General features: G+C 40.4%; 19 protein-coding genes. 5 read left to right on the top strand and 14 right to left on the bottom strand.

Annotated features, from left to right (window positions below; genetic code table 11):
- Positions 1-10 precede the first annotated feature (10 nt).
- The 4 genes from glyS to nagA form a co-directional block, all read right to left on the bottom strand.
- On the bottom strand, positions 11-2,047 hold the full coding sequence (gene glyS, locus ACQRDX_RS00810; protein ID WP_427893710.1) for a glycine--tRNA ligase subunit beta: 2,037 nt from the start codon (positions 2,045-2,047) through the stop codon (positions 11-13).
- A gap of 19 nt (positions 2,048-2,066) precedes the next feature.
- Positions 2,067-2,984: a glycine--tRNA ligase subunit alpha gene (gene glyQ / locus ACQRDX_RS00805; protein WP_354369499.1), complete on the bottom strand. Its 918-nt coding sequence runs from the start codon at positions 2,982-2,984 to the stop codon at positions 2,067-2,069.
- A 35-nt stretch (positions 2,985-3,019) separates the two neighbouring features.
- Positions 3,020-3,391 carry a GFA family protein gene (locus tag ACQRDX_RS00800; RefSeq protein ID WP_029172794.1) on the bottom strand — a complete coding sequence of 124 codons (372 nt, stop codon included), beginning with the start codon at positions 3,389-3,391 and terminating at the stop codon, positions 3,020-3,022.
- Between the two features lie 264 nt (positions 3,392-3,655).
- Positions 3,656-4,807 carry an N-acetylglucosamine-6-phosphate deacetylase gene (nagA, locus tag ACQRDX_RS00795; RefSeq protein WP_354369497.1) on the bottom strand — a complete coding sequence of 384 codons (1,152 nt, stop codon included), beginning with the start codon at positions 4,805-4,807 and terminating at the stop codon, positions 3,656-3,658.
- A gap of 163 nt (positions 4,808-4,970) precedes the next feature.
- Here nagA and ACQRDX_RS00790 point away from each other — a divergent pair, with 163 nt between their 5' ends.
- Entirely contained in the window at positions 4,971-5,711 is a 741-nt protein-coding gene (locus tag ACQRDX_RS00790; protein WP_427893713.1) for a peptidase, read from the top strand.
- 44 nt (positions 5,712-5,755) lie between these two features.
- Here the strand turns inward: ACQRDX_RS00790 and ACQRDX_RS00785 are convergent, their stop codons facing one another.
- The 5 genes from ACQRDX_RS00785 to ACQRDX_RS00765 form a co-directional block, all read right to left on the bottom strand.
- The gene (locus ACQRDX_RS00785) at positions 5,756-6,598 is read right to left on the bottom strand and encodes a DegV family protein (protein WP_427893715.1); all 843 of its coding nucleotides are present in this window, start codon (positions 6,596-6,598) and stop codon (positions 5,756-5,758) included.
- A gap of 103 nt (positions 6,599-6,701) precedes the next feature.
- Positions 6,702-7,514, bottom strand: a complete 813-nt coding sequence (locus tag ACQRDX_RS00780) for a Cof-type HAD-IIB family hydrolase (RefSeq protein ID WP_354369491.1) — start codon at positions 7,512-7,514, stop codon at positions 6,702-6,704.
- A gap of 93 nt (positions 7,515-7,607) precedes the next feature.
- Positions 7,608-7,808 carry a heavy-metal-associated domain-containing protein gene (locus tag ACQRDX_RS00775; protein ID WP_354369489.1) on the bottom strand — a complete coding sequence of 67 codons (201 nt, stop codon included), beginning with the start codon at positions 7,806-7,808 and terminating at the stop codon, positions 7,608-7,610.
- Complete coding sequence (locus ACQRDX_RS00770) at positions 7,805-10,027, bottom strand: heavy metal translocating P-type ATPase (RefSeq protein WP_427893718.1); 2,223 nt, start codon at positions 10,025-10,027, stop codon at positions 7,805-7,807. The genes ACQRDX_RS00775 and ACQRDX_RS00770 overlap by 4 nt, the downstream gene beginning before the upstream one ends.
- 1 nt (position 10,028) lies before the next feature.
- Entirely contained in the window at positions 10,029-10,463 is a 435-nt protein-coding gene (locus ACQRDX_RS00765) for a CopY/TcrY family copper transport repressor (RefSeq protein ID WP_427893720.1), read from the bottom strand.
- Positions 10,464-10,809: 346 nt separating this feature from the next.
- On the opposite strand from ACQRDX_RS00765, the gene ACQRDX_RS00760 reads away from it, so the two are divergent.
- The 4 genes from ACQRDX_RS00760 to ACQRDX_RS00745 are packed head-to-tail and all read left to right on the top strand — an operon-like array spanning position 10,810 to position 17,788.
- Positions 10,810-13,572 (top strand): AAA family ATPase, encoded by a 2,763-nt coding sequence (locus ACQRDX_RS00760; RefSeq protein ID WP_427893722.1) that lies wholly within the window; start codon positions 10,810-10,812, stop codon positions 13,570-13,572.
- Complete coding sequence (locus tag ACQRDX_RS00755) at positions 13,572-14,198, top strand: hypothetical protein (protein ID WP_427893724.1); 627 nt, start codon at positions 13,572-13,574, stop codon at positions 14,196-14,198. Before ACQRDX_RS00760 ends, ACQRDX_RS00755 begins: the two co-directional genes overlap by 1 nt.
- A gap of 19 nt (positions 14,199-14,217) precedes the next feature.
- Positions 14,218-14,859, top strand: coding sequence for a hypothetical protein (locus ACQRDX_RS00750; protein ID WP_427893726.1), 642 nt, complete (start codon positions 14,218-14,220; stop codon positions 14,857-14,859).
- On the top strand, positions 14,840-17,788 hold the full coding sequence (locus ACQRDX_RS00745; protein WP_427893728.1) for an LPXTG cell wall anchor domain-containing protein: 2,949 nt from the start codon (positions 14,840-14,842) through the stop codon (positions 17,786-17,788). The genes ACQRDX_RS00750 and ACQRDX_RS00745 overlap by 20 nt, the downstream gene beginning before the upstream one ends.
- Positions 17,789-17,893: 105 nt before the next feature.
- On the opposite strand, the gene rbfA is transcribed toward ACQRDX_RS00745, so the two are convergent.
- The 5 genes from rbfA to nusA form a co-directional block, all read right to left on the bottom strand.
- A complete protein-coding gene (gene rbfA / locus ACQRDX_RS00740; protein WP_354369479.1) occupies positions 17,894-18,247 on the bottom strand; it encodes a 30S ribosome-binding factor RbfA in 354 nt (117 codons plus the stop codon).
- A gap of 68 nt (positions 18,248-18,315) precedes the next feature.
- On the bottom strand, positions 18,316-21,009 hold the full coding sequence (gene infB / locus ACQRDX_RS00735; RefSeq protein WP_427893730.1) for a translation initiation factor IF-2: 2,694 nt from the start codon (positions 21,007-21,009) through the stop codon (positions 18,316-18,318).
- 20 nt (positions 21,010-21,029) lie between these two features.
- Entirely contained in the window at positions 21,030-21,332 is a 303-nt protein-coding gene (locus ACQRDX_RS00730; RefSeq protein WP_354369475.1) for a YlxQ-related RNA-binding protein, read from the bottom strand.
- The gene (gene rnpM, locus ACQRDX_RS00725; RefSeq protein ID WP_354369473.1) at positions 21,325-21,621 is read right to left on the bottom strand and encodes an RNase P modulator RnpM; all 297 of its coding nucleotides are present in this window, start codon (positions 21,619-21,621) and stop codon (positions 21,325-21,327) included. The genes ACQRDX_RS00730 and rnpM overlap by 8 nt, the downstream gene beginning before the upstream one ends.
- An 18-nt stretch (positions 21,622-21,639) precedes the next feature.
- On the bottom strand, positions 21,640-22,797 hold the full coding sequence (nusA, locus tag ACQRDX_RS00720) for a transcription termination factor NusA (RefSeq protein WP_427893733.1): 1,158 nt from the start codon (positions 22,795-22,797) through the stop codon (positions 21,640-21,642).
- Between the last annotated feature and the right edge of the window lie 23 nt (positions 22,798-22,820).

Here is a 22,820-nt window from a genome sequence, read left to right as displayed (position 1 = left end):
TTATTTCTCCTTACTTACTATTTAACTTATTAAAGACAGCAACACTGCTTGCTTTATCTGCCAATACTTTTAGAAGTGCTAAACGGTTAGCTTTGACTGCTGCATCATCTGCCATGACCATGGTATTGTCAAAGAAGGCTGCGATGACTGGGCTCAAAGCAAAAAGCTTGTTCAAGTTTTCTGTCATATCTTCCGTCAACTCTAAACCAACCACTGCTTCAAAGAGAGCTTTTTCTTCTGCATTTTCAAAGAGAGCTTCATCAATCGCAGTTGTTTCCGCCTTTTCAGCCAAGTTAAAGACACGTGACAAGTTTTCCACAGCTTCCTTGTAGTCAGCCTCTTTTGATTTTTGGAAAATAGCAGAGCTGGCTGCCAGTTGTAGTCTGACCACAAAGGTTGAGCTGGCAAGCACAGCTTCACGGATGTCTTTCGGAATCGCCTTATCCATCATCTTCTCTACACGCGCACGGATAAAGTCCATCACAGCTGGCTGGTTGTCATAGGTCAAGCTGGCAAAGTTCAAGCTATAGAGCTCCGCAATCAACTGATCCAATGGAATTTCCCAACCAAATGCTTCCAAGATCCGCACGATACCCTGTGTCGCACGACGAAGAGCATAAGGGTCGTTTGAACCAGACGGAATGAGACCTACTGAGAAGAAGGATAGAAGGGTGTCGAATTTGTCAGCCAGTGCCAAGACCGCACCAACCTTGCTTTCAGGAAGATCTCCTTCTGCAGAGTTAGGAAGATAATGCTCACGGATTGCTGCTGCTACCGCAGGTTTTTCCCCTGCAAGAAGGGCATACTTCTCACCCATGATCCCTTGCAATTCATCAAATTCACCGACCATGCCAGTTAAAAGATCAAACTTGTAGATGCTTGCTGCACGTGCTACATCAGCTTTTTCATCCGCAGACAAGCCTGCCAAGTCTGCCAGTTTTTCTGCGATAACTTTGGTGCGCTCCATGTGCTCGTAAAGCGAGCCGATTTTCTCATGGAAGGTCACGACTTTGAGGCGTTCTACCAAGTCAGCAATCTTGAGTTTTTGATCCTCACGCCAGAAGAACTCACCATCTTCCAATCGTGCCACCAAGACTTTTTCGTTTCCTTTGATGACATTATCAATATGTTGGTCATTTCCGTTTCGAACAGAGATGAAGTTTGGTAGAAGTTTACCAGATTTATCACGCACCACGAAGTAACGTTGGTGGTTTTTCATTGAAGTCACCAAAACTTCTTCTGGCACTTCTAAATACTTGGTATCAAAGGAGCCCATGAAGGCAGTTGGATACTCAACCAAGTTGAGAACTTCATTGAGCAGGTCCTCGTCAATCTCAACGGTCACATTGTGTTTATCCTCGATAGCCTTGATTTGCTCGACAATCATATTTTGACGCTCTGCGGGGTCTGTAATAACAAACTGTGCACGCAAGTCTGCCTCGTAAGAATCTGCACTTGCAATTTCTGTTTCTTTTCCAAGGAAACGATGACCACGGCTGATGCGAGCTGACGAAATGTCCAAGAAGTCCATATCCAATGCTTCATCATCCAACAAGACTGTCAAGGTATGAACAGGACGAATATAGGTAAAACTATTGTTAGCCCAAGCCATGCTCACAGGGAAAGTCAGGCTTTGCAAGAGTTCAGGAATAGCCACTAAAACGTCTTTAGCAGATTTTCCTTCTTCATTTTTAGTCACATAAACATACTCTTCACCCTTAATCTCACGAAACTCAATATCAGCGGTTGTTAAGCCTTTTCCACGAACAAAACCTTCTGCTGCTTTGGTGAAATTTCCATCTGCATCTAAGGCGATTTTCTTAGATGGACCTTTAAAATCTTCTGTTAAGTCTGTCTGTTTATCTGCCAGACCACAAACGCGTACTGCCAAACGACGCGGTGTTGAGAAAGTCTCAATCGTCTCAAAAGACAAGCGATGCTCTGTCAAAAAAGCTTCCATTTTTTGACCCAGTTGTTTTTCACTAGGTGTAACAACATAGGCTGGCAATTCTTCTAGTCCAAGTTCTACTAACAAATTTTTGGTCATGATTTCTTCTCCTAGTGATTTATTCTGTTTCTTCCGCTAATAATTTAGCACGACTAGCTTCATCCAAAAGAGGATAACCTAATTTTTTACGCTCTGCCACAAAGGTTTTGGCCACGACTCGCGCCAAGTTACGAATGCGAGCAATGTAACCTGCACGCTCTGTTACAGATACGGCACCACGTGCATCTAGCAAGTTAAAGGTATGTGAACATTTGAGTACATAATCAAAGGCTGGATGAACCAATCCTTCTGCTAAAGCACGCTCTGCCTCTTTTTCAAATTTAGTAAAGTTTTCAAGAAGCATGTCTTGATCAGATACTTCAAATGAATATTTAGAATGCTCGTATTCTGGCTGGATAAAAATCTCACCATATTTTACCCCTGCAGCCCACTCAATGTCATAAACTGAATCAACTTCTTGGATATAAGACGCTAGACGCTCTAAACCGTAGGTTACTTCTGCTGTGACAGGTCCTGTCGCCAAGCCACCAACTTGTTGGAAGTAGGTAAATTGTGTGATTTCCATACCGTCCAACCAGACTTCCCAACCTAGACCGGCAGAACCCGTCGATGGATTTTCCCAGTTGTCTTCAACGAAACGAATATCATGTTCCAAAGGGTTAATCCCCAAACGCTCCAAAGACTCTAAGTAGAGTTCTTGAATGTTAGACGGTGACGGTTTCATCACCACTTGGAATTGGTGGTGTTGATACAAACGGTTTGGGTTTTCCCCGTAACGACCATCTGCTGGACGACGAGATGGCTCTACATAAGCTGCATTCCATGGCTCAGGACCAATAGCACGCAAGAAAGTATAAGGACTCATAGTTCCCGCACCTTTTTCCGTATCATAGGCCTGCATCAACATACAACCTTGTTCATTCCAAAATTGTTGCAAAGTCAAAATAATTTCTTGAAATGTTAATTTTTTAGACATTGTTTTCTCCTTTTATTTATATTATCTTTTTAAATTTATTTATCAAGCAACCAAGAAAAAGCTGGGTCCTGAAAAATATGACGTTTGGGAACAGTTTGTAAATTCTGATCGCATTCATCTATTGTTCCTAATTTCAAAGCACAAACTTCTGGTATATTTTCTTGAGTAGTGAAAATTTGACTGTGACAGTTCTGGCAGTAATAACGTTGTTTCCCTGGAGATGAACTATAAGTAACCAACTTCTCTTTTCCATACAATACCAGGTTTTTGCTGCTAACTTTAGCATTAACTGTGTAGGCTGACGCAGTTACTTTCCTACAGAATGAGCAATGGCAAAAAACTATTTCCGACAATTCTTCATCTAAAGTGTAGGTGACTGCTTTACATAAACAAGATCCTTTAAGCATGATACTCCTTTCCACTTAGGTATTAGACGAAATTCAAAAAGAACCGAATTTCAACACCCAAGTCTTGCGACTAGGGGCGTCAGAAACGCGGTTCCACCCTAATTTATTACTTCATTTTTAATTGATAATAATCTCTGAAAGCGCCACTTCTTAAGATCACAATCTGGCTCACACTCTCCCAGACTCGCTATATGTTAGAGCTTAAGTCGTCTCTTTCTATCTGTTTATTCTAGCAAAATATTTTTCATTTGTCTATGGAAAATACTAAGCTTTCTGATAAACCACTTGACCTGCTAGATAAGTGGCACAAAGATTAAGCTCACTATCTAAAATAATAAAATCTGCTGGTAAACCTTTTTTTAATTGACCACATTGCTCTTCTATCTTCATAGAAAGTGCTGGAATAAAGCTAGCCATACGAACAGCCTCTAAAGGACTAGCTAAGCCCCAATCTACAATGTTTTTTAATCCATCTTTTAATTTTAAGATGGAGCCTGCCAAGCTCCCTCCCTCTTTCAAACGTGCTGTTCCATTTGAAACCACTACTGGATATTCTCCTAGCATATAATCACCATCATCTAATCCCCCTGCACTCATACAGTCTGTAATCAAGGCAACATGGTTATGCCCTTTTTGACGAAGTAAAATATCACAAGCAGAAGGATGAACATGGTAGCCATCGCAAATCAACTCCGCATAAGTATTTGGCAACTCATAAACCGCACCTACCATACCAGGTTCTCTATGATTCAGACCACTCATGCCATTATAAGCATGCACCCATACCGTTGCACCTGCTTCCACTGCACGAGTCGCCTCTTCAAAGGTCGCATCAGAATGCCCCAAGGCCACCACTAGCCCTTTGGATTTAGCATAAGCTACAAAATCCTCTACCCCCTCACGCTCTGGGGCAACCGCTATTTTTTTTAACCAGCCTTGACTTGACGCTAGCCAAGTATCCAATTCTTCCTTGCTAGGGTTTCGCATATACTTAGGATTTTGAGCCCCCTTATATTTTTCAGTAAAATAAGGACCTTCAAAATAAAGACCTTGAATACGAGCACCTGTTTCTGTTCCGGCTACTTCAGCTACCATCTGACAAACCTGATTTAAATCCTCAAAGGAAGCTGTTAAACCTGTTGGTAAAAAAGAGGTAACACCTGTTTCTAGCAAGTGCTGACTCATCTGATAAAGGCTATCTGTCTTTAGATCCATCACATCGGCTCCTGCATAGCCATGAACATGGGTATCCACCAACCCAGGTGCAACCTGATAACCGGTATAATCTAAAATCTCCCCATCATCAGGAACCTGACTAAACCAGCTTCCAAATCGACCATCACAAACCTCTAAATACCCTGCTGGCTTGATTTGATAAGGATAATAAAAAGCATCTGCTTTGATATAGTGTTTCATCGAAAACGCCTCCATTCTTTCTTTCATTATACTCTTTCCCCTTTATTTTGTAAACGGTATATACCAATTTGCTTTTAAAAAAAGTTATTGAAATTTTTTTCATTAGAACATATAATAGAAATGATAGCTCTCTTAGCTAAACTCTATAAAAAAAGGAAATATTATGAAATCTTCAAAAAATGAGTTACTCTACCTTATTTTAACTATCTTAGTTTTAATTGGGGGAGTTGGGATTTATGCTCTTTTTGGTCAACAGTCACAAAAAAGTACGGCTTCTGTGCAACAAAGTCAATCAACTAAGGCGACAAGCTCAAGCAGTTCTAAAGAAAGCAATCCTGAATTAGATAATCTGCTAAAAGAATTAGAAAAAGAAGCTACTCCTGACGACATTAAACGTGCTCAAGAAGCCATTGATAAGATGAACGATGGAGAGCTTAAAACTGAGTTCCAAAAACGTTTAGATGCCATCAAAGCAGATTTGGCGCACCAAACAGCAGCCGAAGATGCTGTAACAACACTAGAAGCTGAACAAACACAAGAAAATGTCGATAAAGCTCAAAAAGCGGTTGACAAAGTTAAAAATGCTGATAAGAAAAAAGCACTCCAAGAACGAATTGATGCTGTACAAGAAGCAATTGATGCAACAGCAGCATTAGCAAGTAGCTCCAGCAGCAGTCTTGAAACAAGTGTTTCATCTTCAACTGTCAGTGAAGTAGCCCCTACTACTGCTACTGAAACAGCAACTTATGTTGAACCAACTTATGCTTCAACTTATACGCCAACCTATGCTCCTACAGAGTCAGCTACTACCACAACCGTCACACCTAGCTCAAACACCACAGTAGCCAGTGACAACACCGCAACTTCAAGCGCTGACGATACCACAACTACTGTCACCCCTTAACTCAAAAAAATTCCAAAACAAAAATGTTTTGGAATTTTTTTTGATTAAATTTCATACCCCATTAAGATGCCACCATCTTCTGCGTAAAAACTACACAAACCTGAGGTTGGAAGAATACGAACATCAGCCTTTGGAAAATCTGCCTTAATGGTCTTAGAAAATTGTTCAGCCAGCTTATCATTATAAGCATGAGATAGCATCACACGTCCTCCTTGATAGCCTGCTTTTAGCATTTCAGCATAACCTGAGCTAATTGATTTTTTCTGACCACGTGCTTTATGAAGAAGTTCTAAGGTTCCTTCGGAACTAGCCTCTCCCACAAGTCGAATATTCAACATTCCCACTACTTTTCCTGCCAGTTTACTCAAGCGACCATTTTTGACCAAATTGTCGACTTTTTCTAAAATAAATAATAGTTTTGTTTTTTCTTGGTAAGCTGTGATAGCTGTGACCACTTGATCAAAAGATAAGCCTTGTGCTATCAATTCCACTAATTTTAAAACCAGTAAATCATTTTCTCCACCAGCTGATAGGGAGTCAATCACATGTACTTCTGTGTCAGGTTTTTCTTCTAATAAGAGATTTTTCGCCAGCTGAGCAGCATTGTGACTACCTGATAAGGCACCTGTAATGGTGAGAACAATCACACGATCGGCTCCTCTATAAGCAGACAAAAAGGCATCTGGGCTAGGGCAGGCAGAACTGGCTGCAGCTTGAGTAGAATAGAGCTTTTCCATCATAGCTGGAATATCGATCTTCTCATCATCAATATAAACTTCATTGCCGATTTGAAGCGTTAAGGGAACACTTTCAAATCGCACATTTTCTGGTAGATTCTCTAGCTGTTTCAAGTTACAACCTGAATCTACAACAATCTTCCACGTCATAGCAACCTCCTTAGGTTCACTGTTTTTATCGAAATATATTTTGATTATCAAAGTATATCTCTATTATACCATGATTGCACTCTTCCTGCATTAAAAAGATGTGTTAAAGGACATATTTCTCAATAGCTAAACCCACACCTGCTTGATCATGGTCGGCTGTTTCTACTGTTGCAAGAGCTTTAATGGCTGGAGTAGCATTTCCCATCGCCACACTTAAGCCTGCATAAGCTAACATTTCTGCGTCATTTCCAGCATCTCCTAAAGCCATGATTTCTGAAGGTGCAATAGAAAGATGTTCAGCTAATTTTTTTAGACCACTCGCTTTTGTCACACCTTTTGGCATCACTTCAAAAATATATGGCTGGCTACGAACCACGCTAAAACGTTCTGCTAAAGTTGCTTCCTCTTGAGCTTGAAAGGCATCGATTGCTTCGGGGTCACCCATGAACATAGCTTGAAAAACTAGCTTATCTGCCTGCTGGGCTTTTTGACTAGAGATAGATACAGGCTCTGCAAAAACTAAGCTCGCATCATAACGTACAAGCTCTGAAGGCTCCTCATCAACCACTAAAAAGTCTTCCTTTTCCGTCAACACAAGCTGAACCTGTAGATAAGCCTTAACCTTATCTGCCAAAAAAGCAATATCAGAGGCTTCAAGATAAGCATAGTCCACCAAAGACCAATCAGATGTCTGATGAATCGAACACCCGTTATTTAAAATAGCATACTCTTCCTTAGCTGAAAGACCTAGCTTCTCATAAAAAGGGACAACTCCTGATTGGGCACGACCTGTACAGATAACAATCTTAACCCCTTTTTCAGCCGCTGCTTGAATGGCAACTTGATTTTGTTTAGGAATCTCTTTTTTACTATTTAACAGAGTACCATCCATATCAATCGCAATGAGTTTAATCATAACTTTCTCCTTTGGAGTTTTTCTCTAGTGTATCACGAAATCAGCAAAATAAAAAGAGACTACTGTGCTCTAAAAAGTAGTCTCTAGTGAGGCTTATGATTTATGAAGTTGAAATTTGGTTCCCTTTAAGGCTGCCTTTAACAGCAAAGTTGGGGCAAAACCATCAATGGTAGCCTCTGACTTTTCTAAGTCCACTGATACGGACTTAACCCCTACAACCGAACTCAAGCGCTCTGTCACTGTATTGACACATCCTTGACATTTCATTCCACTAATTGTAACTGTTTTTTTCATTTGTTTACCTTTCTCATTTTTAAACGTAGGGCATTTAAGACCACTGATACGGAACTAAAACTCATAGCTAGACCTGCTAACATCGGATTTAAAAGCGGACCACCAAAAAGGTAAAGAACACCCATGGCAACAGGAATCGCTAAAATATTGTAAATAAAAGCCCAAAATAGATTTTCTTTTATCGTTGAAAGGGTTAGCTGACTAATGCGTAAACTTTTGACAAGGCTAGAAAGCTCTTGCTGCATCAAGACCACATCTGCTGACTCGATAGCAATGTCTGCTCCCTGTCCCATGGCAATCCCAATGTCTGCCAAGGCCAGAGCTGGCGCATCATTGATCCCATCTCCTATCATAGCCACCCGATGCCCCTTAGCTTTTAGTTTGGCAATAGCATCTGCTTTTTGATCTGGTAAGACCTGACTCATCACTTGATTGATTCCCAATTTTTGAGCAACGGCTTGGGCTGTCTGTTCGTTATCCCCTGTTAACATGATTAACTGATAACCTAAACTTTTAAGTTTAGAGAGAGCTTCTGGACTATCTGATTTGATCTGATCTGCCACCGTAATTAAACCAAGCAAGGTCTGATTTTTAGCCACATAGACGAGGCTCTGACCTTGTTGGCTAGCAGTTTGACCATCTTTTTCTGCCAGCTCAACCGAAATACCACTCTCCAACATCAAGGCCTGATTGCCAATTAAAATCTCTTGTCCCAAAACATTTCCCTTCAAGCCATGACCTGCCAAAGAGTGAAAAGCTTCCACTTCTGGAAAAGTGTAACCTTTTTCCACAAACTCATCCACAAGAGCTCGACTAATCGGATGTTGTGATAAGTTTTCCACAGCACCTGCCCAAAAAAGACTATCCTCATCACCATAGTTATAAACAGCTGCGACCTGCGGATGACCTTGGGTTAAGGTTCCTGTTTTATCAAAAACGAGAGTATCCACTTGATGTGCCAACTCCAAGCTCTCCCCGTTTTTATACAAGATTCCATTTTCAGCGGCTAATCCTGTTCCCACCATAATAGCTGTTGGCGTTGCAAGTCCCAAAGCGCAGGGACAAGCAATTACTAAGACCGCTAAGGCTGTTGTCAAAGCAAACGAAAAGCTTTCTCCCATGATGACAAACCAAAACAAACCTGTCAAAAGAGCAAGGACCATCACTAGAGGAACAAAAATTGCCGATACCTTATCAGCTATTTTAGCAATCGGAGCCTTGGTACCTTGTGCTTCTTCTACCAAATGGATAATCTGTGCCAGCAAGGTTTCAGACCCAACCTTTTGAGCTGTCATCTCAATTAAACCTTGACCATTGATAGAGCCCCCATAAACCAAACTATCTTTTGACTTATCCACAGGAATGGGCTCACCTGTTAACATAGACTCATCAATGGCAGACTGCCCTGTGACAATCACCCCATCCACAGGAATTTTTTCCTCTGGCTTAACCAAGAGACGGTCTCCCACTTCTACGGCCTCAATCGGTAAATCTTGCCACATCTCATCACGAAAGACATGGGCTGTCTTAGCTGAGAGCTGCATGAGCTTTTTAATGGTTTGAGAAGTCTTCCCTTTAGAGAGGGCCTCAAAATATTTTCCCAGAGTGATTAAGGTTAGAATCACCGCAACTGACTCAAAATAAAGCTCATGAGCAAAATGGTGATGCCCATTAAAAATATGATAACTGCCATACAAACTATAGATAAAAGCGGCGCTGGTCGCTAAGGCAACCAATGAATCCATATTAGGATGCCCTTTTAGTAAGGCTTTAAAACCTGACACATAAAACTGACGGTTTAAGAACATGACAGGTAAGGTTAAAGCGATATTAGCCAAAGCATATCGCCAACTGGAACTCCCATGAGGAGCTAAGACCTCAAAAATAGGGAGGCCCAGCATCGACCCCATTGTGAGATAAAACAAAGGAAGCGTAAACAGACTAGAATAAGCTAAACGCCGTTTTAAAGTCTGTAACTTTTGCTCTTCTCTTTTTTCTGGGCTTTCTAGCGGATTAGCCGTTTTTAAATGATAACCTGCCTCCTCAACAGCTTTAAACAAATCTTCTTCTTTTATCGAATGCTCTGTTTCCACTGTCAATTTTTCAGTTGCTAAGTTGACCACAGCCTTATCCACAAAATCCAGTTTTTGCACAGCTTTTTCCACATTAGCGACACAAGAGGCACAGGTCATGCCTTCTACAAGATATTCTGCTTTCATTTTAGCCCTCCAAATGTTCTAAACACTGACATTGGCCTTTGATACAGTTACAGGTGACCTCATCTACTGCTGATCCTTTTTTTGCCAATAAAAGCACTTCCATCGCTTTAATATCAGATAAAGTCATGGGGGTTTCTTTGATTAACTGATAAAGAACTGCTTGATGCTTAGTCAAACAGAACCGATCAAAAACTTGCTGAATTTCTTCATGAATGGCTTCTTTTTCAGATAGATTGGCTTGATAAAAAAAGCGATTCCCAACCTTTCTTGTCTTTAAATGTTCTTTTTCCACCAAACGAGCCAGTAAGGTCTTGATGGTCGAGACAGACCAGCCTTGCTTATCCTGCAAGATGGAGACGATTTCTTTACTGGTCGTTTCCTCTTTCGTCCAAACCACACGCATCACTTCCCACTCTGCTTGCGATATATGTGCCATAGCTTCCCCCTCTTTTTAGTTGTTTACATTTGTAGATATAGCATAAAACAAATGACGACATTTGTCAACGGCTTTCGTTTAAATGAGAATTTTCCTAAAAATTAGAATACCCCTTCAATCCCTCCTCTCCCCTTGAGAGAGTAAGGAGGGCAATGAGTTTAATGTATAATATGTGAGTATTATACATTAAACTCTCTTGAAAAGAGAGAGAGTTTAATGTATAATATGTGAGTATTATACATTAAACTCTCTTGAAAAGAGAGAGAGTTTAAAATTTTTATAGTAAGTAATAGGGACAAATGTGGCTATGAGATTTTCTTACTGCCACATTATTTATGGAGGAACTATGGCAAAATATCTTGTTGGACATGATGATTGGTTATTCTATGAAGCCTACAATGCTGCTAGCGACGGAGATATCATTGAATTCGATGAGGGATTTCATCTCAATTTAGCAAAAGGTGAGAGTTTTACCATCTCTAAAAACCTGACATTTATTGGTCATGTTATCACTAGAGAAAATGGCGGAAGAACTTTTAATAATATCCTATACGGGCAATTTGTTATCGATAACGGTGTAACTGCTACCTTTAAAAATTTCTGGGTTGATCCCCTAGATAATAGATCGGCTTTTTATGTCACCAATAAATCAACACTGATTCTTGACACCATTGTCTTTGAAAACAGCTATAGAGAGAATAAAAAATCTATCATCTACTCAGAAAAACAGTCGAAGATACAGATGAGCCAGGTCGAAACGAAAGTGGCTAATTCTAAAAACTTATCTTCTGATTTTATATTCTGTGATAACTCAAATGTTACAATTACCAATTCTAAATCCCTCAACAATACAATTACTTTGTTAGACAACAGTGACTTATCTCTCAATAATTGTCGAGTTTCTTACCCAAGTGGCAATGTTATCTATGCCAAAAACTCTAGAGTGTCACTAGTACAAACAATTATTGAAGGAGCAAGTGCTGAAAAAAATTTTCCTGCACTTTACTTAATAAATTCAGTTTTAAATACACATATTACTAGTATCACTCAAAAAGAATATAGTGCTGCAGTATCTTTAAATGATCGTTCAACTATCAATTCTAGAAATGATTACTTTAGTTCTATAAGGTTAGAAAACAGCAAGGGCATCTTAAAACAAACTAATATAGGAGTTAGTCTATATCTGTATCAGTCTTCTTCACTATTAAGTAAGGGGCTCTTAACACTTAATGGAGAAAGTGATAAGTGGCTCAATATCTATACAGAAGAATCTATCCTAGTAGCAGATAAAATAATGGTCAACCGAATTTCTAGTCCAAATTTTAACTTAGAAGAAGATTCCTTTCTATACGTAAAATCACTTGAGTGTCCTAATGGGAATAAAGATGAGCTTATTTTTGAGATAGATGACTCCAGTCAACTTATAGATGACACAACTAAAAATCAAACTCACTCAAATGAGGATGAAAATACGCAAGAACCCCAGCTTAGCGCTAAAGAAGAGCTCAACCAGTTGATCGGTTTAAAACGCGTTAAAGAACAGATCAACGTCATGTTAACACAGGTACAAGCCAATAAAATGCGTGCTGAAAAAGGATTAAAAACACAGCAGATGAATCTTCACTCAGTGTTTATGGGAAATCCTGGTACCGGGAAAACAACTGTCGCACGATTACTTGGAAAAGTTCTCTTTGAGGCAGGTATGCTATCAGGGGACACCTTTAAATTTAGAGAGGTTTCCGAACCCGATTTGATTTCTCAACACGTCGGTGAAACAGCCATAGAAACTCAGAAAATACTGGATGAGACCCGAGGAGGTGTCCTTTTTATTGATGAAGCTTATACCTTACATAAGGAAGGTGGAGGCACAAACTTTGGACAAGAAGCCATCAATACTATCATGAAATATATGGAAGATCACCGTGATGAAATCATGATCATCTTTGCTGGCTATACCAAAGAAATGGAAGCATTTCTCAAAACAAACCCTGGACTTACATCACGTGCGCCAAACCGATTTGACTTTGAAGACTATACAGATCAAGAAATCATAGATCTAGGTAAGACACTCTTGGACAACGACCAATTTGAATTGGAAGATGAGGATTACTATGCTAAGCAAGTCGCTAAAACTTATAAGGCATCACTTGATAAAAGTAATGGGCGTTGGATTCGTAACTTTAACGAAAAGCTATCGACTACAATGCTCAACCGAATTGTTAAAGAGAATAGTGATGATGTCATTACCATTCTAAATAAAGATATAGACAGCGTTACCCATCAAGGGCAATATCAAGAAGACCCTAAAAACGAAGATGCTCTTCAACAATTGGAAAATCTCATTGGTATCGCAAAAGTTAAAGAACAAGTTAAAGATTTTATTGCCCAAGCTGTCGTGAATCAACAACGCGAAGAACAAGGACTTTCCAACCCTTCATTTACCCTACACTCCATGTTCCTAGGCAATCCTGGCACTGGTAAAACAACCGTTGCACGTATTATAGGAAAACTTTTATACCAAAAAGGACTGACTAGCCAAAATAAATTTATCGAAGTGGGACGCAGTGATTTAGTTGGTAGTTATATTGGGCACACCGCAATCAAAACACGAGAAGTGTTGGAATCAGCACTGGGTGGTGTCCTTTTTATCGATGAGGCTTATACTCTTAGTAAAGGAGGTGATTCAAGGGACTTTGGTCGTGAAGCCATTGATGAAATTCTGAAGTTTATGGAAGACCATCGAAGTGATATAGTCATTATCTTTGCTGGTTACACCAAAGAAATGGGCGAGTTCTTAAGGATGAACTCCGGACTCCAAAGCCGTATTCCAAATACGTTTGATTTTGAAGATTACAGTCCAGAGGAAATCATTCAGATTGGTCTTCTAGGCATCAAAGCAGCTAAATATACAATCGATGCAGACCACTATGCTCAAATCGTTAAAGCTAGCTATCTTCACTCATCAGACCATAGTAATGGTCGCTGGATTCGTAATTTCAATGAAAAGCTACTGCGCATCGTATCTAGACGTATCACACAATCAGGTACAACAGATCTCACAACTATTACTAATGAAGATTTAGAAAGGTTAAAAGAAAGTATATCCTAATGTCAGAAAATGAATACGTACAGCCACCAAGAAGAGAAAAACAAGAAAATTATGTCCAACCTCCTCACAGAAGACGAAGTGAAGATTATGTCCAACCTCCTTCTCAACAAACTTATACGACATCTCAAGACTATTCAGAGGCTAACGAACCTTATCAAGGTTATTTCGATACCCCTAGGGTAGGAATAACCTTCTATCTGAACGGTTACCTATTCATCATGTTAGCATTGATTTTCACTTCGGAAGATACTTTATTTGTAAAGGGGATTTTAACCGCCTATACTCTATGGTCAAACTATACTTATTCATGGTATGCTGACTACCGTCGATTTATAAATGGGATGTTTACATGGTTATTCTTACCTTTTCAAGGAGTAAAAGCGGCTTCTGCCTCTTCATCCTTAGTCAACTTTCAAAAAGCTCATGTATCAAATGGTTTCCTCGGAGGATATAACGTTACGACAACAACAGATTTTTCTAAACATATTCTCTTTTTCGTAATAGTGACGATTGTGGTTGAAGCTATAAAATTTCTCATTACAATTCCGATTGCCTTCATTACCATATTTACCCATCGCTCAACGATAAAAAAATATACTCTGGCTGCTTCTAACAGCCAATTCTGAAATTTTTTGGAGGTTATGCATGACAACATCGTTAATCATCAACTTTAAAGATTACCCATCTGTTATTGAACTACTATTAAAGTTCAGTCATAGAAGATTAGCAGAAGAAAAGAAATGGGCAAGCAATAGCGCACAGCCGTCATTTCAAATCCAAGACAATGTCTATTATTTTACCAAATCAGGTTATTACGATCTTAAAATCACTCCTAATGGTGACAAATTGACGATTGAGGCTAACAGTCCTGCTCCTTATAATGAAGATATCATCAAGGATTTGGAAGATAATGCTTCTTCTAAAAATGTTGAAATCTCAAACAAACTTGCTAAGATTAAGCGACCTAAAAAAGATACTCCTGAGTATTCTGAGTTTATTGAACGTCGTGAAAACCTCTTTAATCAAGCATTCGGACAATTTATTATCAAATTTCCAAATCTCATAGTTCCAGAGGATACTCCTCCCACTGGAAATGGGGTCAAAATCATCAAAGAGGTTTCTTATGCTACAGAGGAAGGCGACAAAACTCTCCAACTCACCCTCTATAGCACTGGCAATGTCACCTCTCGTGGTGCTAACTGGGGTTACCACGAGGAATTTTGGAAACTATACCTTGAAATACAAGAAAAAACATTGGAGAACAAAAATGAAAAAGAATCTTATTAAATCACTAACTCTCTCAACTGCGACACTTGCAGCTTTTAGCTTGGCAAATACGGTCTTGGCAGATGAAACAACTACCACCAACACCCCTGAACAAGCCAGCCAGGTCAATACGACCAGCTCACAAGAGCTTGAAAAACAGGTGGCTCAAGCTGAAACCACAGCTACTACAGCTAAAAGCAATCTTGAGCAATCTCAACAAGCGCTAGCACAAGAAGAAAAAGCACTTGCTGAGGCACAAGCACAGACAACATCAGCTCAAGCTGATGCAGATACTGCTACAGACAACCTCGCTAAAGCTAGTGAAACAGCTAAACAAGCCACAGATGAAAACATCGCTTCGGCACAAAAAGACATCGACACAGCAAGCACAACGGTTGCTCAAGCGACTAGCCAAATTGACGCGACAGAAAAGGCGCAAAAGCAAGCACAAGATGCTTATACACAACAAGCTAACCAAGTGGCTAATGCCCAGTCTAACCTAGATGCCAAAACAGCAACTTACCAAGCCACTCAAGAAACTATCAACAACACCCAAGAACAAGAAGCTCAGGCAAAAGCGCAACTCCAGAAAGACCTCAGCACTAGTCAAACAGAAGTGACGACTCTTGAAAACAAGATTTCAACCAACTCTAGTCAACTAGACAGCGCTAAAACAGAGCTTGATGCCCTAAAAAACAGCGTCAATGTCGATGAACTAGCGCAAGCCCATCTAGATAAAGTTGGGGAAGTCATGACAGCTGAAAAGGAGCTAAAAAGCGCTCAAGCACAGCATGACAAACTCCAAAAACGCTCAGAAAAACTGCTAAATGCTCAAGCAGCAGTTACCCTCACTACCCAAACCCCTACTGTTGTAAAGGAGAAACATAAACATCCAGAGATGTCAGCTACCATCTACTCTGGTGAACGGACAGAGACCATCTACCTAACCGCAGAGCAAGCCAAAGAGTATGCTGAAAAAGGCACAGTCACTTATGTCCCAAATAGCACCAAGATTACCGAATACTTTGTTGCCTACCTCAACGAGCTTAAACGCCTCAATGGTATGACCGATACCGTCGATGCAAGTAGTTCAGACCTCATCGCTTACGCGGCTGCCCGAGCAGAAGAAAATGCCGCTAGAGGACTACTAACCCATCAGACCGATTTAAATCTTTCTGATTTTAATTTAAGACAAGCTTACGACGTATCAAGCTACGACCCTAACAAACTTGCTCATTGGTTAGAAAATGCTGCAGGAGGCTATGGCAACTTATCCTATGACTCCGACTCATATCTAGATGTCAATTACACTTACTTATCTGACCAAGCTGTCGCTTACAACCTACTGTTGGGGTGGTTTACAGATTATAATAATATCGGTCGTACTGAAACAAGTAGTGAAAAATCGAACTATGGTCACCGTATTACTGAACTTATGGCAGCAGGTCCTATCGGTATCGGTCTCTCAGCTGATGGTAGTCAGGCAACATTACAAACTAGTCGTACATTTGACTCCATTGGTACAGATACTTCTAACTTTGAACCTGACTTTATCACTAACGACAAGGGGGAAACCGTCATGGTTAGACAAGGCACAGAGACGCCTGTCGTCTTTTTACCAGCTGTAACCTTTAACTTTGTCTATGATAAAGCCGTCCTCGGTCAAGAAACAGCACAAGCTGTTGATGCCATTTTAAAATCAGCATTAAACGAAAGTCAAGCAAATATCACAAGTAAACAGACAGTACTAAGTGAAGTGAGCGATGCTGCGGACAAAGCTCGTGCCGCCTACGTCTTTGCCCTTAAAAACCAAGCTAACCTAGCAGAAAAAACAGCTGAAAAAGAAGCAGAGATTAGTAGCCTTGAAACTAACCTAAAAACGGCACAAACTGATCTCAGCACTGCCAAGGCTAAGCTAGCTCAAACCCAAGAAAAACTCACTCAACTCGCACAAAACAGCCAGTTGGATAACTTAAAAGAACAACTAGCTAGCCAAGAAAAAGCTGTCCAAGAAGCGCAGGCAAACCTTGATACGCAAAAAGCAGAGCTTAACCAACGCCAAACAGCACTCACACAAGCAACAAACCTTACAGAAACAGCTAAACAAGACCTAGCAAACGCCCAAGTGCAGCTTGAAACCGCTAAAACAAACTATCAAGCACTAATCACAGCACAAGAAAACCTGGCTAGCGCACAAAAAGCTGACCAAGAAGCCAAAGACAAGCTCGCACAAGCAAAAACCGAGCTGGAAGCAGCTAAGAGCAAGCTCACTCAAGGTCAAAAAGAAGTTGATGAAGCACAACTTGCCTATGATACAGCTAAAGCAAACTACGACAAGCTCCTTGCTGACTACAAAGTAGCCAAAGACTTAGAAGACAAGGCAAAAGATAACACTATCTCAACTCTCCCAGACGGCACTATCATCGCTGTGCCAAAAGATAGCCCTAGCACGGACAAACCAAGTCTTGACATCGACAAAATCAAAGACACTACTAAACCTAGCGAGACAGAAAAAACTGAACCAACAAAACCTACGGTAGATAACAGACCTACAGTAGATAATAAACCTACAGTAGATAATAAACCTACAGTAGATAATAAACCTACAGTAGATAACAAACCTACGGTAGATAATAAACCAGAACTTGATGAGCCTAAAGGCAGTGAACAAGCTAAACCTAACAAGCCAGAAAACACTGAAAAAACTGACTCTCCTCAAGTTATCAAACCAGCTAAACCACAAGCACCTACAGCTAAGCAAATCCAAACAGCCCACAAGGCAAGTGTGACACAACAAGAAAGCCAAAAAGTTCTTGAGCGCCGTGGCACATCTGCTCACTACACCCCACAACTACCAACCACAGGGGAAAACCATTCTATGACATATGTCCTCACAGGACTAGCCCTTATCGGATCAGGACTAGTATTCTGGAAACGTAAAGAAAACTAAACATCAATAAAACCTGATAAGCTAGCTTATCAGGTTTTATGACAATAGCATTGCTGTATTCAGTAGAGAAACCCAAAAATGACCTCAATTTTGAGGTCATTTTTCTTAATCACGTTTTTCTAAGTCACGCAACATTTGGTCAATCTTATTGCCGTAAGCAATAGATTCGTCTTTTTCAAATGTTAGGTCAGGAATTTTATAAAGTGTGAGGTTTTTCCCAAGCTCGCGCTTGATAGTCCCTTTGGCTTTTTCTAGACCAATTTGTGCTTTTTGATTATCAGAAGCCAAATCACTCATAATGGTATAATACACCTTAGCCATTGAGAGATCTCCCAGCATCTGCACATCCGTGATGGTCACACCAGCTACGCGTGGATCACGAACTTTCTTTTGAAGGATCTCATTGACTTCACGTTTGATCTCCATCCCTACACGGTCTGTACGAAATGAATTTGCCATATCTTTATCCTTTCTCTTGATTTAATCGAAGAGACCAGGAGAGGCTCCCAGTCTCTTTTTTATCTTGCTTAACGCTTGATTTCTTCCATGATGTAAGCTTCAATGACGTCGTCCACTTTAAGGTCATTATAGTTTTCAACCATAAGACCACCTTCACGACCATTGGTAACTTCTTTAACATCATCTTTGTAGTGTTTCAGACTGGCTAAAGCACCATCAAAGACAACCACACCGTCACGGATCACACGAACTTTAGAGTCACGAGTGACTTTACCATTGATAACCATAAATCCACCAATAGTTCCAACTTTGGATACTTTGAAGGTTTCACGGATAAGGGCTTCCCCGATGACTTTTTCTTGATACTCAGGATCAAGCATTCCTTTCATCGCATCCTCTACTTCTTCAATCACTTTGTAGATAATGCTGTGTGAACGGATTTCTACTTCATCTGTTTCTGCTTGTTGACGTGCTTGTGGGGTAGGACGAACGTTAAAGCCAATGATAACGGCATTACTTGCTTCAGCAAGAGTGACGTCAGACTCATTGATTGCTCCTACTGCTGAGTGAACAACATTAACACGTACACCTTCAACATCAATCTTGAGAAGGGAAGCAGCAAGGGCTTCTACCGAACCTTGAACATCTGCCTTGATGATAACGTTAACAGATTTCACCTCACCTGCTTTAAGCGTATCAAAGAGGTTCTCTAAGCTAACACGTTGCGTGTTTTGACGTTGTTTAAGAAGGGCACGTTTGGCACGCTCTTCACCCGCTGCACGCGCAGCTTTTTCATCTTCATAAACCGCAAAATGATCACCTGCCATTGGAGCTTCATTAAGACCTGTAATGGAAACAGGTGTAGATGGCGCAGCTGTTTTAACACGACGACCAAGGTCATTGGTCATGGCACGAACACGTCCAAAAGTATTTCCCACAACAATTGGGTCTTGAACATTAAGTGTTCCTTGTTGAACAAGAAGAGTAGCCACTGCACCTTTTCCTTTATCAAGACGAGCCTCGATAACCGTACCGATGGCACGAACTGTAGGATCAGCTTTAAGCTCTTCCATTTCAGCCACTAAAAGAACAGTGTCTAGTAATTCTTCAATATTTTGACCAAACTTGGCAGAAATCTCAACAAACTCAGAATCACCACCCCATGCTGTTGACATAATACCATGTTCTGCCAACTCACCAATCACACGTTCTGGGTTAGCCCCCGGCTTATCAATTTTGTTAATCGCAACAATGATTGGAACACCAGCTGCTTTAGAGTGGTTGATGGCCTCAATCGTCTGTGGCATCACCCCATCATCTGCGGCAACAATCAAGATGGTAATATCCGTTACAGAAGCACCACGGGCACGCATTGAAGTAAAGGCAGCGTGACCCGGTGTATCAAGGAAAGTAATCATCTTACCATTTTCTTCAATCTGGTAAGCTCCGATATGCTGTGTGATACCACCAGCTTCTCCTGTTGCCACACGTGAATTACGAAGGGTATCCAAAAGAGTGGTTTTACCATGGTCAACGTGTCCCATAATGGTAACGACTGGAGCACGCTCTACCATGTTTTCTGGATTGAGGTAATCCTCATCCACAAAGAAACGCTCGATATCAGCATTGTCCACTTCAACCTTAGCCTTAGCTTCAATCCCATAATCCACCATCAAGAGTTCAATGGTATCTCCATCAAGAGATTGGTTTTGAGTTGCCATAACGCCCATCATAAAGAGCTTTTTAACAATCTCTGCTGGCTCGCGTTTGATACGTTTTGCAATTTCAGCAACCGTCATGCCTTCAGTATATTCAAACTCTTTTGGCAATTCATGGAATTTACGCTCCGTTACTGGTTTTGGAGCTTGGTTGCTATTACGGTTATTCTTACCTTTTTTGTTCTTATTCCAGTTACTATTTCTTTGATTTCTCACTTGGTTTTGACTATTCCAATTTTTCTTATTTTTGCTTGATTTTGGTCCATCTTCATTTTCATGACTAAAGTCACGTGATTTTTCTGGACGCACCTGTTTTTTACGACGATTATCTGTGACCTGTACTGGTTTTTCTACCACTACTGGTGCTGGTTTTACAGCTACCTTTTTAGCCTCAACCGCTTTTTTAGCAGCTTCACGTTCGCGTTTTTCTTTTTCTTGACGCGCTTGCTCTGCTTTTTGAGCTTCTAAACGTTTAGCTTCTTGCTCTTTACGGAAGCGCTCCTCACTTTGACGTGAGTACTCCGCATTTTGCTCTGCTTTTAACGCTGCTGCACGAGCCTTAAAGTCAATCTTAGTTTTAACTTCTTGTGATTTAGGTGGCTGTTTAGCAGGTTGAGGTTTTGCTGTTGCTTGAAGTGATTCAGAGCCTTTACGACGATCGTGACGTTTTTTATTGCGGTCTCTATCTTTATTGAATTGACCTTTTTGTTGTTTTTGACGCTCTGCTTGCGCTTTTGCTTTAGCTTCACGCTCTGCTTTAAAATTCCTGCTTTTTGGTTTAGCAGAAACTGTCGTTTCAGATGGTGAGGATACAGCTTTTTCCTCTTTTTTCACCTCTACTTGAGGAGCTGATTGTTTTTCTACCACAGAGCTTGACTCAGCCTGTTTCGCTGAAAAGCTTTCCACTAAACGTTTAGCTTGATCAGCTTCCAGACCAGAAGCATGACTTTTAACTTCAAAGCCTAAACTCTGTGCTTTTTCAACAACTTCTTTACTTGTTTTGCCAAGTTCTTTGGCAATTTCATATAATCTTTTCTTAGACAAATCTTGTCCTCCTATTTCCGTTATGCCATAAGAGTCCTCATTTTCTTTGAAAATCCAGCATCACTAATGGCGATCGTCTTACGACTCTTGCCAATGGCAATGCTTAAATCAAGTGCAGTAAACACTTGAGAGACTTCTATTTCATAGTAGTGACATTTATCTGTGATCTTTTTTGTCAAATTTGGTCCCGCATCTGAAGCCAGAAATACCAATTTTGCCTGACCCGTTTGAATGGCTTTCACCACCAGTTCTTCGCCAGAAATGACCTTTCCTGCCCTCTGAGCCAAACCTAAAAGATTTGACAATTGTTGTGAATTATTCAAGACCTAACTCTCTTCTTTTTACTTTATGATCTACATAAGCAATCAACTCATCATAAAAGCTCTCAGGAACTTCTACTGAAAAACTGCGGTTGAAAACTTGTTTTTTCTTAGCTAAAAGAGCTTCTTCATTGTCCAACTTGATATAAGCACCACGCCCATTTTTTTTACCCGTCGGATCAATAAAAATTTCACCTTCTTTAGTTTTTACAATACGAAGGAGATCACGTTTATCAATAATCTCACCAGATACAACAGATTTTCTTAAAGGTATTTTTCTTGTTTTTGCCATAAAACACCTCTCTTTATCTTAATCTTCAGAGCTTGTTTCGCTAACTTCTGTTAAAACTTCCTCTGTAGCTGGCGCTTCTAAAGCTGCGGCTTCTAGTGCTTCATATTCACTAGCTGATTTAATATCAATTCTAAATCCTGTCAAGTGAGCAGCTAAGCGCACGTTTTGACCACGACGTCCGATGGCTAATGATAGCTTATTATCAGGTACGACAACTGTGGCACGCTTGCTATTTTCATCATCAAAGATGACTTGATCCACTTCAGCAGGAGCAATCGCATTGTAGATAAACTCAGCTGGATCAGCTACCCATTGGATGACATCAATATTTTCCTCAACAGGCACCAAGAGTCCTGTCTTTTGATCCAAACGTTTTGGATGGAAACGACTAATGACTTTTTTGATATTTGAGCCTTGTTTCCCGACAATCGTTCCGATTGCATCTACATTAGGGTTGTGGCTGACAACCGCAACTTTTGTCCGATCTCCTGCTTCACGCGCCACACTTTTAATCTCAACTGTCCCATCAAAGACTTCAGGAATTTCTTGTTCCATGATACGTTTGATAAATTCTGGATGGCTACGGCTAACAAAAACGTTAACACCCTTAGGATTGTTTTCTACTTTATACACATAAACATCGATGCGATCATGAGATTTGAATGTCTCACCTGGAATTTGATCTTGGCGTGAAAGCTGCGCTTCAATGCTGCCGAGATTGACATAGATAAAACGATCATCAAAGCGCTCCACTGTTCCAGACATGATTTCACTTTCATGTTGTTTATACTCATTGAAAGTAATCTCACGCGTTTGACGACGCATTTTTTCCATGATAGTTTGTTTGGCAGACTGAGCAGCCACACGACCAAATTCTTTTGGAGACTCTTCAAAACGGATGCGATCACCTAGTTCATAAACACTGTTGATGGCAAGTGCATCTTTTAAACTAATTTCAAGTCGGCTATCAAAAACTTCCTCAACAACCTCACGGACTGTATATACTTGAAAATCACCAGTCTTTTCATCAAAAGTGATGTCTGCACTTTCTGATTGACCATAACGACGTTTATAAGCTGATCTCAATGATTCTTTAACGGCATCAATGATGTCGTCTTTTTTAATGCCCTTATCTTCTTCCAAAATACGGAAGGCTTCTAACATTTCTTTGCTCATAGTTTTATACCCGACTTCATGCT

The sequence above is a fragment of the Streptococcus sp. SGI.013 genome (assembly GCF_050315295.1).
Taxonomy (GTDB): domain Bacteria; phylum Bacillota; class Bacilli; order Lactobacillales; family Streptococcaceae; genus Streptococcus; species Streptococcus porcorum.
Note: the sequence above shows the minus strand (reverse complement) of the source record. Positions and strands in the feature narration are given on the sequence as shown.

Coding starts and splice junctions, on each gene's coding strand:
- ACQRDX_RS00770 (WP_427893718.1), bottom strand. CDS start 10,027: ATGAAAGCAGAATATCTTGTAGAAGGCATGACCTGTGCCTCTTGTGTC.
- ACQRDX_RS00790 (WP_427893713.1), top strand. CDS start 4,971: ATGAAATCTTCAAAAAATGAGTTACTCTACCTTATTTTAACTATCTTA.
- ACQRDX_RS00785 (WP_427893715.1), bottom strand. CDS start 6,598: ATGACGTGGAAGATTGTTGTAGATTCAGGTTGTAACTTGAAACAGCTA.
- ACQRDX_RS00755 (WP_427893724.1), top strand. CDS start 13,572: ATGTCAGAAAATGAATACGTACAGCCACCAAGAAGAGAAAAACAAGAA.
- ACQRDX_RS00745 (WP_427893728.1), top strand. CDS start 14,840: ATGAAAAAGAATCTTATTAAATCACTAACTCTCTCAACTGCGACACTT.
- ACQRDX_RS00760 (WP_427893722.1), top strand. CDS start 10,810: ATGGCAAAATATCTTGTTGGACATGATGATTGGTTATTCTATGAAGCC.
- ACQRDX_RS00780 (WP_354369491.1), bottom strand. CDS start 7,514: ATGATTAAACTCATTGCGATTGATATGGATGGTACTCTGTTAAATAGT.
- rbfA (WP_354369479.1), bottom strand. CDS start 18,247: ATGGCAAATTCATTTCGTACAGACCGTGTAGGGATGGAGATCAAACGT.
- ACQRDX_RS00800 (WP_029172794.1), bottom strand. CDS start 3,391: ATGCTTAAAGGATCTTGTTTATGTAAAGCAGTCACCTACACTTTAGAT.
- ACQRDX_RS00775 (WP_354369489.1), bottom strand. CDS start 7,808: ATGAAAAAAACAGTTACAATTAGTGGAATGAAATGTCAAGGATGTGTC.
- nagA (WP_354369497.1), bottom strand. CDS start 4,807: ATGAAACACTATATCAAAGCAGATGCTTTTTATTATCCTTATCAAATC.
- nusA (WP_427893733.1), bottom strand. CDS start 22,797: ATGAGCAAAGAAATGTTAGAAGCCTTCCGTATTTTGGAAGAAGATAAG.
- rnpM (WP_354369473.1), bottom strand. CDS start 21,621: ATGGCAAAAACAAGAAAAATACCTTTAAGAAAATCTGTTGTATCTGGT.
- ACQRDX_RS00750 (WP_427893726.1), top strand. CDS start 14,218: ATGACAACATCGTTAATCATCAACTTTAAAGATTACCCATCTGTTATT.
- glyQ (WP_354369499.1), bottom strand. CDS start 2,984: ATGTCTAAAAAATTAACATTTCAAGAAATTATTTTGACTTTGCAACAA.
- glyS (WP_427893710.1), bottom strand. CDS start 2,047: ATGACCAAAAATTTGTTAGTAGAACTTGGACTAGAAGAATTGCCAGCC.
- ACQRDX_RS00765 (WP_427893720.1), bottom strand. CDS start 10,463: ATGGCACATATATCGCAAGCAGAGTGGGAAGTGATGCGTGTGGTTTGG.